The organism is Pseudobacillus sp. FSL P4-0506, from assembly GCF_038003025.1.
GTDB lineage: Bacteria > Bacillota > Bacilli > Bacillales > Domibacillaceae > Pseudobacillus.
Genome location: NZ_JBBOOI010000001.1, coordinates 487,501 through 500,000, shown reverse-complemented (window position 1 = coordinate 500,000; position 12,500 = coordinate 487,501). Strand labels below are relative to the sequence as shown.

The window sequence follows — 12,500 nt, the reverse complement described above, 5'->3', positions numbered from 1 at the left end:
CAGAAAACCCATGTAAAAGGGAAAAATATTCACCCTTTATTTAATTACTTAACTGCTCAGCAATCGGGACTGCTTACAGGCACAATCAAGTGGAATTTTACTAAGTTTTTAGTGAGCCGTGAAGGTACTGTGGTTCGCCGATACGCGCCAAAAACCTCCCCTCTGAAAATAGAAAATGATTTGCAAGGCTTATTGTAACCTAACGTTTTAAAGTGACTTTATTGTATGCCCTTATCTAAGTATTGTTCAACTAAGAGAGGGATTTTACACTGAGAGATGTGTAAAAACTGTTTGATTAAAGAGTACTCTTTTCCTGGAGCATGTTTTAATAATTCATACCACCACTCTGTTTCATACCTGGCAATCATACTAAGATTATAAAGCAAGGCATAATACACTAATAGCTCTGGATAAAAGGCTTCAAGTGTTTTATGACGGGAAAATACCCAATGGTTTGCTGTCATATCGAACCGGCATGGTGCCGGAGGAATCTCACTGGAGATTTTTATCCATACATCATTTTTGTGAGCCTTGTCCACTGTAATACAGCCGTTGGTTTTTTGCTCAAGAAAATCAGATAATCTTTTTTCCGTCATTTGGTAGTCATCTAAGATTTGTGACGGCAAACGATAAAGATCCATATTATGCTTTTGGAGCAAATGAAAAGGTTGTTCCCCTGTCTGGAAAGAAAATACACGTGCTAGCTCAGGGATTTGCATAAGCAAATCGCGCATATTCAATTTAAATCCTTCAAGATGTTCCACGTGAAACATTTTTTCACTAAAGTGACCAAAAAGTCCATGGCGTTGAGTACGAATTTCATCCTTTAAGAAAGAGTAATTTTGCTTCTTTCTTTTTCTTGTAGAAAGGCCATGGGCCAAAACATGAACAGTTGCAGGATAGGATGGGTCTACTGCCAATAAACAAGCTTTTATATAATGGCTTAATCCATAAAAAATAAGAACTGGCTGAATGGATAGCGGTGACTGCGCTGACTGTCTTAAAAAAACATTGCCATGCTCCAGGCTATATATAAAACGAAGGCAATTGTTATAAGCTGCTTCCTCCGCGTTGGGTAAAGCAAGAAGATGATAAGATGATTGCAAGAACTTCTTAGCATCTTCTGTATTTTGGTAAGGCAGCAAAACATCCAAATGGTGTAGTAGTTGATTATCCATATTGACCTCCGAATATTCTAAAAAGTCTAACATATCGAACATACCTTGACAGTATTTTGTCCAATTGATAACCTACTAATAATATTTTTGACCAGGAGGCTCATAAAATGTGGGAAAATAAGTTTTCAAAGGAAGGGTTGACGTTCGATGATGTTTTGTTAGTGCCAGCTAAATCTGACGTCTTACCAAAAGATGTTAGTTTGCAAACTGCGTTGACAGACACGTTGAAATTAAACATTCCTCTTATCAGTGCCGGAATGGATACAGTAACAGAAGCAGAAATGGCTATTGGAATGGCCCGTCAAGGCGGACTAGGAATCATTCATAAAAATATGAGCATTGAACAGCAAGCTGAACAAGTGGATAAGGTAAAACGTTCAGAAAGTGGCGTTATTACTGATCCTTTCTTCTTAACACCAGAGCACCAAGTTTTTGATGCTGAACATTTAATGGGCAAATATCGTATTTCTGGTGTACCAATCGTAAACAATGAAGAGGAACAAAAACTTGTTGGCATTTTAACGAACCGTGATTTGCGCTTTATCCAAGATTATTCCATCCTCATTAAAGATGTTATGACGAAAGAAGATCTTGTGACAGCTCCAACTGGCACAACTTTAGAAGAAGCAGAAAAAATTCTTCAAAAGTATAAAATTGAAAAGCTCCCACTAGTGAATGAAGAAGGTAAATTAAAGGGATTAATTACAATCAAAGATATTGAAAAAGTAATTGAGTTTCCTAATTCTGCAAAGGATCACCAAGGACGTCTCTTAGTAGGAGCAGCAGTAGGCGTAACGAAGGATACAATGAAACGTATCGAAATGCTTGTAAAAGCGAATGTAGACGCCATTGTGGTCGATACTGCTCATGGACATTCAAGAGGAGTTATTGACACTGTAAGAGACATACGCGCTGCTTATCCGGATTTAAACATTATTGCCGGAAACGTAGCAACTGCAGAAGCAACAAGAGAATTGTTTGAAGCAGGGGCAGATGTTGTAAAAGTAGGTATCGGTCCTGGATCTATTTGTACAACGCGAGTAGTCGCAGGGGTAGGTGTCCCTCAAATTACCGCTATTTATGATTGTGCTACGGAAGCACGCAGGCAAGGAAAAGCCATTATTGCAGACGGCGGCATTAAGTATTCCGGAGATATTGTTAAAGCGCTCGCTGCAGGCGGACATGCTGTTATGCTCGGCAGTTTGTTAGCAGGAACAAAAGAAAGCCCAGGCCAAACAGAAATTTACCAGGGACGCCAATTTAAAGTTTATCGCGGCATGGGTTCTGTCGGTGCCATGGAAAAAGGGTCAAAAGACCGTTATTTCCAAGAGGATGCAAAGAAATTCGTTCCGGAGGGAATTGAAGGCCGTATCCCTTACAAAGGTCCTGTTTCAGAAACGATTTATCAATTAATCGGCGGTTTGCGTGCAGGGATGGGATACTGTGGAACTGAAAGCCTTACAAATCTACGCGAAGATGCTCAATTTATTCGAATGACGGGTGCAGGATTGAGAGAAAGCCATCCACATGATGTGCAAATTACAAAAGAAGCACCTAACTATTCTTTATCTTAAATTTATTAACTGTATGAGAGGCATGCTTTCCTTTCATACAGTTTTTTTGTTTTAGAGGAAAAAACTGAGCCATTTCTCTTCTATATTTCTAAAAGATGTTTGTGATACAATAACGAATGTGTGAATAAAAGATGGAGGGTTTATTAGTGAGGAATCAAATGTTCAAAAAAGGGATCGCTTTTATGCTCAGTTTATTATTAGTGGCTGGTCTTTGGCAGCCTCGTCCGAGTGTACAAGCAGAAGAACCCCTAAAGGTCAATGCTGCTGCTGCCATATTAATTGATTCAGAGACTGGACAGATACTGTATGAAAAGAATGCAGATAAAATGCTCGGTGTCGCCAGTATGACGAAAATGATGACGGAATATTTGTTATTGGAAGCGATTAAGGAGAAAAAAGTAACATGGGATCAAGAATATACGGTTAGTGAATACGTCTATAAAATTTCACAAGATCGTGGCTTATCCAACGTGCCTCTTCGTCTAGGAGAAAAGTATAATGTTCGGGAATTGTACGAAGCGATGACTATTTATTCTGCTAATGCAGCCACCATTGCACTGGCGGAAACCATTGCTGGATCCGAAGCGAATTTTGTAAAATTAATGAATAAAAAAGCGAAAGAACTTGGCTTAGAAAAATATAAATTTGTCAATGCCTCAGGACTAAGCAATAAAGATTTAAAAGGCATGCATCCAAGCCCGGGAACTCCTAAGGATGAAAACATGATGTCAGCTAAAACAACTGCTACATTAGCTTTTCATTTAGTGAAAGAATATCCAGAAGTACTTGAAACAGCTAGTATAACAAAAAAGAAATTCCGCGAAGGCACCGATGATGAAACGAACATGGAGAACTGGAACTGGATGCTTCCTTCTTTAGTATTTGCATACGAAGGGATGACAGGATTAAAGACTGGTTCCACAGATTTTGCGGGTTATTGCTTTACAGGAACGGCTGAAAGAGACGGTAAGAAATTGATCAGTGTGGTGATGGATGCTACTGATGACAAAGGAAAAGGAGACCATAAAGCTCGTTTCACAGAAACGAAAAAGCTGCTCGACTATGGCTTCAATCAATTCGATCGTAAAGAGGTTATTAAGAAGGGTGCTACGGTAAAAGGATACGAGTCAGCACCTGTAAACAAAGGAAAAGAAAAAGAAGTAGCAATGAAGGCAGGAAAGCCATTAGTTGTATATGTAGGAAAAGGGAAAAAAACGAACTATAATAAAATTTTCCGCATAGAAAGTTCGGAAAATGTCGATTCTAAAAAAGTCCAAGCACCGATAAAAAAAGGAAAAGTGGTTGGTTTTATAACGCTATCTCCTCAAAACGGATCTGAATTAAAATATATTGAACATAAAGAGAAGAATCATGCAGAAGTGCCGATGGTAGCGGCTAAAACAGTCGAAAAAGCAAATTGGTTTATTCTATCAATGAGAGCGATCGGCGGCTTCTTTGCAGGGATTTGGACAGCGGCAGTGGATACGGTAACTGGTTGGTTTTAATAAAAATCACCTTCTGTTCTTGACAGAAGGTGATTTTTCGTGTTTATTAATATTTAAGCAATACATAAAATTTTTGAACTAGTGAAAAAATTATATGCTGAAAAATAAACAATGACCATAGGGGGAGAAGAAAATGAATACAGGTACAGATCGTGTAAAACGTGGAATGGCAGAAATGCAAAAAGGCGGCGTTATTATGGATGTCGTCAATGCAGAGCAGGCAAAGATTGCAGAAGAAGCCGGGGCAGTAGCAGTTATGGCTTTAGAGCGTGTGCCTTCTGATATTCGTGCAGCAGGCGGGGTCGCTCGTATGGCAGATCCGCGTATCATGGAAGAAGTTATGCAGGCTGTTACAATTCCGGTAATGGCAAAAGCACGTATCGGCCACATTGTAGAAGCGCGTGTGTTAGAAGCGATGGGTGTCGACTATATTGACGAAAGTGAAGTGTTAACACCGGCTGATGAAGAGTATCATTTATTGAAAAGTGATTTCACCGTTCCTTTCGTTTGTGGGTGCCGTGATTTAGGCGAAGCAGCTCGTCGAATCGGTGAAGGAGCAGCGATGCTTCGTACAAAAGGAGAGCCAGGTACAGGAAACATTGTAGAAGCTGTCCGTCACATCCGTAAAGTAAATGCGCAAGTACGCAAAGTGGTCCACATGAACGAAGATGAATTGATGACAGAGGCAAAATTATTAGGGGCTCCATACGAAGTGTTATTAGAGATTAAACGTGAAGGCCGCCTTCCGGTCGTTAACTTTGCAGCAGGCGGTGTAGCTACTCCAGCAGATGCTGCTCTTATGATGCAGCTTGGAGCAGACGGTGTTTTCGTTGGTTCTGGTATCTTCAAATCAGATAATCCAGCAAAATTTGCTAAAGCAATCGTAGAAGCAACAACACACTATCAGGATTACAAATTGATTGCCGAGCTTTCAAAAGATCTTGGAACAGCGATGAAGGGAATTGAAATTTCTACATTAGAGCCAGCAGCTCGCATGCAAGATCGCGGCTGGTAATAAAAGGAGCGGATCGTATGTTGAAAATCGGTGTATTAGGACTTCAGGGAGCTGTTCGTGAACATATCCGCTCAATCGAGGCATCAGGAGCTGAAGGTGTTGTTGTAAAAAAAGCAGAACAGTTAGCGGAGCTGGACGGATTAATTCTTCCGGGCGGTGAAAGTACAACGATGCGCCGGCTCGTTGATCGATACGGATTTATGGAGCCGCTCAGAGAGTTTGGACGTCAAGGCAAACCGATGTTTGGCACATGTGCTGGATTAATTATGCTCGCAAATAGCATTGTTGGCTATGACGAACCGCATATCGGTTTAATGGACATTACGGTTGAACGTAATTCCTTTGGACGACAAAGAGAAAGTTTTGAGGCAAATTTAGCGGTTAAAGGGATTGCTGACTCCTACACAGCTGTTTTCATCAGGGCTCCACATATCGTCTCAGTTGGAGAGGAAACAGAAATCCTCGCTGAATATGAAGGCCGGATTGTTGCTGCAAGAGATCGGAATTTCTTAGCCTGTTCTTTCCATCCGGAATTAACGGACGATCATAGCATAACAAAATATTTTGTTCAAATGACTGAACAAGCAAAATTAGCACACGTTTAAGAATATAGATAAAGACTATTTTCAGTTCTCTGAGTTGATGAGACAACCAACAGAGAAAGAGAGTGTTTGTTCATAGCCAGGAACGCGGAAAAGCTTTTCTTTTCCGCGTTTTTATATAGGTGATTTTTGCTGGGCTTGCACCGGCGATAAGAATGTAGTACATTAATTTATATCAATTTTATACAGAAATCGATGACAGGAAGTAGTAACAGGTGGTCGTTCGATCAGAGAGCCGGTGGGTGGTGTGAACCGGAGGAAGACGCTTGTGAATCCGTCCTTGAGAGAAGCGCTGAATGAAGTGTTGTAGTAGGCGTTTACGGTAAAACCGTTATTTTTTCGAGTGGAAAGCAGATCGCTTTCAACTAGGGTGGCAACGCGGGTACAACTCGTCCCTTTTTTAGGGACGGGTTTTTTGTATGCAAAAAACTAAAAGGAGGACATTAGTTATGTTAGATATCAAATTTTTACGCAACAATTTTGCAGAAGTGAAAAGTCGCCTGCAGCATCGAGGCGAGGATTTATCTGCTCTCAATAACTTTGAAGAGCTAGACCAACGTCGTCGTGAATTGCTTGTAGAGACAGAAGAGCTGAAGAGCAAAAGAAATAGTGTGTCTCAGCAAGTAGCTCAATTAAAACGGGAAAAACAGGATGCTGACCATTTAATCAAAGAAATGCGTGAAGTTGGCGACCGTATTAAACAATTCGATGAAGAGCTCCATCAAGTAGAAGAAAAATTGAATCATCTGCTATTAACGATCCCGAATATTCCACATGAGAGTGTGCCGGTCGGTGAAAGTGAAGATGATAACATCGAAGTCCGTACATGGGGAGAAGTGCCTCAATTTGATTTCGAAGCGAAGCCTCACTGGGAAATTGCTGATGAATTGAACATTCTTGATTTTGAACGGGCTGGAAAGGTAACAGGAAGCCGCTTTGTCTTCTATAAAGGCATGGGAGCAAAGCTTGAGAGAGCATTGATTAGCTTTATGCTTGATCTGCATACCGAAGAACATGGATACACAGAAATGCTACCGCCATACTTAGTGAACAGAACGAGTATGACAGGAACCGGACAACTGCCGAAGTTTGAAGAAGATGCCTTTTTAATCGAGAAAGAAGATTATTTCCTTATACCAACATCTGAAGTACCGGTAACGAATTATCATCGTGATGAAATTTTGAGCGCTGAAGAACTGCCGATTGCTTATACGGCTTATAGCACCAACTTCCGCTCTGAAGCCGGCTCTGCCGGACGGGACACACGCGGATTGATCCGCCAGCATCAATTCAACAAAGTGGAGCTCGTCCGTTTTGTAAAACCGGAAGAGTCTTATAATGAGCTTGAAAAACTAACAGGCCACGCAGAGAAAGTATTGCAATTGTTAAAGCTTCCTTACCGGGTAATGAGCATGTGTACTGGTGATCTTGGGTTCACAGCAGCTAAAAAGTACGACATTGAAGTTTGGATTCCGACACAGGACACCTACCGTGAAATTTCATCTTGTAGTAATTTTGAAGCATTCCAGGCACGCCGTGCGAACATTCGTTTCCGCCGCGAGAAAAACAGCAAGCCGGAGCATGTTCACACACTAAATGGCTCTGGATTAGCAATCGGCCGTACAGTTGCTGCCATTTTAGAAAATTACCAGCAGGAAGATGGCAGTGTCATCATCCCTGAAGTGCTTCGTCCTTATATGAGAGGACAGGAAAGAATTTCTCATTAATTATTCTGACCAGAAGGGAAAGGTTCTCTTCTGGTTTTAATCTTGTTGACATATGTTTGTTTTTTAGTTGTATGGGCTTGCTGATCAGGCCGTCTCTCAGCACATATATGCTTCGAAGAATAGGCGCTTTCAAGCGACCTAAATGTAACAAAAATAGACATTGCTTTCATTTTAAAAAGAATGTTGACATTATAAATAAATATATGATAAATTAATTCTTGTCGATACGGAGGAATACCCAAGTCTGGCTGAAGGGATCGGTCTTGAAAACCGACAGGCGGGTTAAACCGCGCGGGGGTTCGAATCCCTCTTCCTCCGCCATTATTGATAACAAGCGCATAAATTGGAGATAATGAAATCCGCTGCCTGTAGGCAGCGGATTTTTTTATCTTTATCTGAAAGTATTTTGTCCATATTCATCGATAAATTCGTCTACTTTTCTCGTGTCAGCGCTCAATACGGTTTGCATCATTTCAAGGGCATAATGATTATCTTTTTCTGTTTCTGAGGCGATAGCATCTCGAGGAACAAAGATGGAATATTCTCTCATATAAGCGTCATTGGCTGTGAAGAATACGCAAATGTTGCCAGCGACTCCGGTAATGATAACAGAATCTACATCGAGCTGCCGTAACAGTGTGTTTAATGCCGTGCCATAGAAGCCCGAGTGTTTCGGCTTGATTAGGAAATAATCATCAGGTTCAGGCTTGATCTGTTGTATAATAGGTTCGCTGCGATCATTAACAGCGTGGCCCATTACTGTATTTAAGTCAGCCTTCCAAAGGCCGTAATGATCATTTACATAAATGACGGGAATTTGTTGTTGCTTACAAAACTTTTTTAACTTTACTACAGAGGAACAGATATCCGTTGTATTAGCGGCAAGTAAATCTCCCCGGGGGAAATCAAAATCATTAATTAAGTCGACTATTAATAAAGCATATTTTTTGCTTAATTCTGCCATGTGTACTTCCTCCTTTTTCTCTACCGTCATTTTTACCCCATTTCACTTAAAAGGAGACAGATTTATGAAAAAAAATGATGGATTTTATATGAAACTTGCCATCGAAGAAGCAAAAAAAGCTGCAGCGCTTGGCGAAGTACCTATTGGAGCGGTCATTGTCCTAAACGGCGAAGTCATTGCTTCGGCCTATAATCTACGGGAGACTACCCAGAATGCTGTTACGCATGCCGAGCTGCTGGCGATCGAAAAAGCATGCCAAAAAACAGGCTCCTGGCGTCTGGAGGGAGCTGAGCTCTATGTTACGCTGGAGCCTTGCCCAATGTGCAGCGGAGCAATTATTTTATCGAGGGTGGAGCGAGTGGTTTACGGCGCAAAAGATCCGAAAGCAGGATGCGCAGGCACATTGATGAATTTATTGGAGGATAACCGGTTTAACCACCAAAGCGAAGTTGTTTCAGGGGTGCTTGAAGAGGAGTGCGGTAGTCTGCTATCTAGTTTCTTTCAAGAGCTTCGCAAGAGGAAGAAGAAAGAGAAAAAAAGAATGAAGGAACAGCAGAAAGAAGAAAGTGAAGAATAAATGCAACTGCTGTCCAGTATGCCTCGTATTTTATTGTTAAAAATAGGATGAGCATCTGATCTAGAGTATATATTGCTTTTTTTTCTGTAAAGGAGTATAATAATTTTTGTGTCAGGTAAATGATAAAATCATTTTCGGCACCTTAACTATATGGTATCAATCTTGCCGTGCTAGGTGGGGAGGTAGCGGTGCCCTGTACTCGCAATCCGCTCTAGCGGGACTGAATCCCTTCCCGAGGCTTGCTATACTGTAGGGTCTGCCTTAAGTAAGTGGTGTTGACATCCGGGTCCTGCGCAATGGGAACCCATGAACCATGTCAGGTCCGGAAGGAAGCAGCATTAAGTGGACTCTCTCATGTGCCGCAGGGTAGCCTGGATCGAGCTAACTGCTTAAGTAACGCTTATGGTTAGAAGTCGACGGAAGGTGCACGGCAGTTAAATTATGATAATGAAACAACTCATCCATTTTGGATGAGTTTTTTTATGAGAACTTTGAAAAAGCAAATTCGAATAAGGTATAATACTATTTATAGAAATGGCGGAAAAGGAGGGAAAAAATGAGCTACCAGGCGTTATATCGTGTATGGCGGCCGCAAAGTTTTATCGATGTTGTTGGACAGGAACATATCACTAAAACATTGCAAAATGCCCTCCTGCAAGAAAAAATATCGCATGCCTATTTATTTTCTGGTCCAAGAGGAACTGGGAAAACGAGCGCCGCAAAGATTTTGTCAAAAGCGGTGAACTGTGAACAGGCACCAACAGCGGAACCATGTAATGAATGTGCCTCCTGCCGAGGGATTACAGACGGTTCTATTCAGGATGTTATTGAGATAGATGCCGCATCTAACAATGGTGTGGATGAGATTCGCGATATTCGTGACAAAGTGAAATATGCACCAAGTGCAGTAAAGTATAAAGTGTATATTATTGACGAAGTCCATATGCTTTCTACCGGAGCTTTTAACGCGCTTCTGAAAACACTGGAGGAACCACCAAGACATGTGATTTTTATATTGGCCACCACAGAGCCACATAAAATTCCTCTAACGATTATTTCTCGGTGTCAGCGTTTTGATTTTAAAAGAATTACGTCACAAGCCATTGTTGGGCGGATGGAGCTCATTATGGCGGAGAGCGGATTAGTTTACGATGAAAAGGCGCTGCCTATTATTGCAAGGGCGGCAGAAGGTGGCATGAGGGATGCACTGAGTCTGCTTGATCAGGCATTGTCTTACAGTGATGCTCAATTAACCGAAGAGGATGCCTTGACGGTTACTGGAGCGGTTGGACAAGGAATGTTAAATGAACTTGCGGAAGCTGTATTAGAGAACGATACGGCGGCTGCGCTTGCTATTCTGGAAAAGTTATTGATGCAAGGAAAAGATCCTGCCCGTTTTGCTGAGGATTTCGTGCTTTATTTTCGTGATATGTTGCTCTACAAAACAGCGCCCAACCTGGAGGAGTCACTTGCCCGGGTAATGGTTGATGAAGCCTTCACTTCTGTAGCAGAAAAAATGGACTTGGAAAGTATCTATGAGAACATTCATATACTGAATGAAACTCAACAGGAGATGAAGTTCAGCAACCATGCCAGAATATATATGGAAGTAGCGCTTGTGAAAATATGTCAACGGCGTTCTTCAGGAGCAGTAGCAGAAATGCCGGCAGTCCAAGAACTAATTGGGCGCATTCAGTCACTTGAAAAAGAAGTGCAGCAGTTAAGAAGCCAGCCTGTTCAACAGGTGGAACAAGCGGATACACAAAGTGCGGCTAGGCGCCCGAGCCGGTCTTCAAACGGGTTTAAGGCACCTGTCGCTAAAATTGAAAAAGTGCTGTCTGAAGCGACCAAGAAGGACGTCCAACTTATTAAGAGTCGCTGGGGAGAAATGCTGGATATTTTAGGGCAGCGGCAAATGCGTTCACAAGCAGCTCTGTTAAATGATGCCGAGCCTGTGGCTGCTTCTCAGGAAGCTTTCGTGTTAAAGTTTAAATATGAAATTCATTGCCAGATGGCATTCGAAAATAAACGTTTTATCGATTCCATCTCTTCTGTGCTTCAAGAGTTGACAGGAAATATCTATCAGGTTGTGTGTGTACCGGAAGAAGCATGGCTTACCATCAGGCAGAATTTTATCAAGACACAAAAGAATGATAGTGATGAACAAGAAGTTGAGCAAACCGAAGATCCATTGATTGCTGAAGCATTAAAGCTTGTAGGGGAAGATTTGCTAGAAATCAAAGACTAATAAATAACTGGAGGATGATTACGATGCGTGGAATGGGAAATATGCAAAATATGATGAAGCAAATGCAAAAAATGCAAAAGAAGATGGCAGAAGCACAAGAAGAGCTCGCTGCAAAAGAATTTGAAGGCACAGCAGGGGGCGGAATGGTCACTGTTAAAATTTCTGGTCAAAAAGAGATTGTAGACGTTTTAATTAAAGAGGAAGCTGTCGATCCCGATGATGTAGAAATGCTCCAAGACTTGGTACTTGCAGCCACAAATGATGCGCTTAGAAAAGTGGAGGAAGAAACAAACAAGACAATGGGCCAATTTACAAAAGGGATGAACCTTCCTTTCTAGGAGGTTTTATAAACTATGTACTATCCTGAACCGATAACTAAGCTGATTGATAGCTTTATGAAACTGCCAGGCATCGGGCCGAAAACAGCGGCCCGTCTGGCGTTTTTTGTCCTAGATATGAAAGAAGAGGATGTTCTTGATTTTGGAAAGGCCCTCGTAAATGCCAAGAGGGATTTAACCTACTGTTCTGTTTGCGGGCATATTACCGACAAAGATCCTTGTGCCATCTGCGAAGATGAACGGCGTGATCGCAGTGTCGTTTGCGTAGTGCAGGATCCCAAAGACGTTATTGCCATGGAGAAAATGAAAGAATATAACGGTCTTTATCATGTATTACATGGAGCTATCTCTCCAATGGAAGGAATCGGTCCTGAAGATATCAACGTCCCGGATCTGTTAAAAAGATTACAGGATGAAACGATTAAAGAAGTTATCTTGGCGACGAATCCCAATATTGAAGGAGAAGCAACAGCTATGTATATTTCCCGCCTGTTAAAGCCATCCGGCATTCGTGTCACTCGTATTGCTCATGGTTTGCCAGTCGGCGGTGATTTGGAGTATGCCGATGAGGTAACCTTGTCAAAAGCACTTGAAGGCAGAAGGGAAGTATAGAAAAGATGTTTTTCCGAAAAAAAGCCAAGCTGCACGCTGCTTATAATGCCGAATTGATTCAACTTCTGGAAAGATCGAAACAAGAATGGTTTAAACATCGTGAATTGTTACGCTTGAGCTTTGAACCGAATGAAGAGCTCGCTGCCCAAACAAAAATGTA

13 protein-coding genes, 1 tRNA gene, 1 other RNA gene and 1 other annotated feature (2 of these 16 only partly in view) are annotated in these 12,500 nt (G+C 41.6%); of the genes, 13 read left to right on the top strand and 2 right to left on the bottom strand.

The features are described 5' to 3' along the window. A protein-coding gene (locus MKZ02_RS02570; protein ID WP_340851680.1) for a glutathione peroxidase crosses the window boundary here: on the top strand, positions 1-198 show its end. Its footprint begins 279 nt before the window's first position; the window shows 198 of its 477 coding nt (coding positions 280-477); the start codon falls outside the window, past its left edge; the stop codon is at positions 196-198. Positions 199-218: 20 nt separating this feature from the next. On the opposite strand, the gene MKZ02_RS02565 is transcribed toward MKZ02_RS02570, so the two are convergent. Further along, the gene (locus MKZ02_RS02565; protein WP_182917056.1) at positions 219-1,178 is read right to left on the bottom strand and encodes a YaaC family protein; all 960 of its coding nucleotides are present in this window, start codon (positions 1,176-1,178) and stop codon (positions 219-221) included. A gap of 107 nt (positions 1,179-1,285) precedes the next feature. On the opposite strand from MKZ02_RS02565, the gene guaB reads away from it, so the two are divergent. From guaB to MKZ02_RS02535, 6 genes are all read left to right on the top strand, one after another. Beyond that, positions 1,286-2,752 (top strand): IMP dehydrogenase, encoded by a 1,467-nt coding sequence (guaB, locus tag MKZ02_RS02560; RefSeq protein ID WP_120035783.1) that lies wholly within the window; start codon positions 1,286-1,288, stop codon positions 2,750-2,752. 158 nt (positions 2,753-2,910) lie between these two features. Continuing rightward, a complete protein-coding gene (locus MKZ02_RS02555; protein ID WP_445324335.1) occupies positions 2,911-4,257 on the top strand; it encodes a D-alanyl-D-alanine carboxypeptidase family protein in 1,347 nt (448 codons plus the stop codon). Between the two features lie 133 nt (positions 4,258-4,390). Continuing rightward, entirely contained in the window at positions 4,391-5,272 is an 882-nt protein-coding gene (pdxS, locus tag MKZ02_RS02550) for a pyridoxal 5'-phosphate synthase lyase subunit PdxS (protein WP_120035785.1), read from the top strand. 17 nt (positions 5,273-5,289) lie between these two features. Next, a complete protein-coding gene (gene pdxT / locus MKZ02_RS02545) occupies positions 5,290-5,877 on the top strand; it encodes a pyridoxal 5'-phosphate synthase glutaminase subunit PdxT (RefSeq protein WP_120035786.1) in 588 nt (195 codons plus the stop codon). A 183-nt stretch (positions 5,878-6,060) separates the two neighbouring features. Then, positions 6,061-6,274 (top strand) — a binding site (T-box leader). 49 nt (positions 6,275-6,323) lie between these two features. After that, entirely contained in the window at positions 6,324-7,601 is a 1,278-nt protein-coding gene (gene serS, locus MKZ02_RS02540; RefSeq protein ID WP_340851676.1) for a serine--tRNA ligase, read from the top strand. A gap of 228 nt (positions 7,602-7,829) precedes the next feature. Then, positions 7,830-7,922, top strand: a tRNA-Ser gene (locus MKZ02_RS02535). Between the two features lie 70 nt (positions 7,923-7,992). On the opposite strand, the gene MKZ02_RS02530 is transcribed toward MKZ02_RS02535, so the two are convergent. Then, on the bottom strand, positions 7,993-8,565 hold the full coding sequence (locus MKZ02_RS02530; protein ID WP_340851674.1) for an isochorismatase family cysteine hydrolase: 573 nt from the start codon (positions 8,563-8,565) through the stop codon (positions 7,993-7,995). 64 nt (positions 8,566-8,629) lie between these two features. Between MKZ02_RS02530 and tadA the strand changes: the two genes are divergently transcribed. From tadA to MKZ02_RS02500, 6 genes are all read left to right on the top strand, one after another. After that, the gene (tadA, locus tag MKZ02_RS02525) at positions 8,630-9,142 is read left to right on the top strand and encodes a tRNA adenosine(34) deaminase TadA (protein WP_340851672.1); all 513 of its coding nucleotides are present in this window, start codon (positions 8,630-8,632) and stop codon (positions 9,140-9,142) included. Positions 9,143-9,307: 165 nt separating this feature from the next. Continuing rightward, positions 9,308-9,573: signal recognition particle sRNA large type (gene ffs, locus MKZ02_RS02520), an RNA gene on the top strand. 125 nt (positions 9,574-9,698) lie between these two features. After that, positions 9,699-11,390, top strand: coding sequence for a DNA polymerase III subunit gamma/tau (dnaX, locus tag MKZ02_RS02515; RefSeq protein WP_340851671.1), 1,692 nt, complete (start codon positions 9,699-9,701; stop codon positions 11,388-11,390). Positions 11,391-11,413: 23 nt separating this feature from the next. Continuing rightward, on the top strand, positions 11,414-11,728 hold the full coding sequence (locus tag MKZ02_RS02510) for a YbaB/EbfC family nucleoid-associated protein (RefSeq protein ID WP_120035791.1): 315 nt from the start codon (positions 11,414-11,416) through the stop codon (positions 11,726-11,728). A 15-nt stretch (positions 11,729-11,743) separates the two neighbouring features. Further along, positions 11,744-12,340: a recombination mediator RecR gene (gene recR, locus MKZ02_RS02505; protein WP_120035792.1), complete on the top strand. Its 597-nt coding sequence runs from the start codon at positions 11,744-11,746 to the stop codon at positions 12,338-12,340. Between the two features lie 5 nt (positions 12,341-12,345). Then, a protein-coding gene (locus MKZ02_RS02500; RefSeq protein WP_120035793.1) for a YaaL family protein crosses the window boundary here: on the top strand, positions 12,346-12,500 show its 5' portion. 64 nt of this gene lie beyond the right edge of the window; only the first 155 of its 219 coding nucleotides appear in the window; the start codon lies at positions 12,346-12,348; its stop codon lies beyond the right edge, outside the window.

Coding starts and splice junctions, on each gene's coding strand:
- pdxS (WP_120035785.1), top strand. CDS start 4,391: ATGAATACAGGTACAGATCGTGTAAAACGTGGAATGGCAGAAATGCAA.
- dnaX (WP_340851671.1), top strand. CDS start 9,699: ATGAGCTACCAGGCGTTATATCGTGTATGGCGGCCGCAAAGTTTTATC.
- recR (WP_120035792.1), top strand. CDS start 11,744: ATGTACTATCCTGAACCGATAACTAAGCTGATTGATAGCTTTATGAAA.
- MKZ02_RS02565 (WP_182917056.1), bottom strand. CDS start 1,178: ATGGATAATCAACTACTACACCATTTGGATGTTTTGCTGCCTTACCAA.
- serS (WP_340851676.1), top strand. CDS start 6,324: ATGTTAGATATCAAATTTTTACGCAACAATTTTGCAGAAGTGAAAAGT.
- guaB (WP_120035783.1), top strand. CDS start 1,286: ATGTGGGAAAATAAGTTTTCAAAGGAAGGGTTGACGTTCGATGATGTT.
- MKZ02_RS02555 (WP_445324335.1), top strand. CDS start 2,911: ATGTTCAAAAAAGGGATCGCTTTTATGCTCAGTTTATTATTAGTGGCT.
- MKZ02_RS02510 (WP_120035791.1), top strand. CDS start 11,414: ATGCGTGGAATGGGAAATATGCAAAATATGATGAAGCAAATGCAAAAA.
- MKZ02_RS02530 (WP_340851674.1), bottom strand. CDS start 8,565: ATGGCAGAATTAAGCAAAAAATATGCTTTATTAATAGTCGACTTAATT.
- pdxT (WP_120035786.1), top strand. CDS start 5,290: ATGTTGAAAATCGGTGTATTAGGACTTCAGGGAGCTGTTCGTGAACAT.
- tadA (WP_340851672.1), top strand. CDS start 8,630: ATGAAAAAAAATGATGGATTTTATATGAAACTTGCCATCGAAGAAGCA.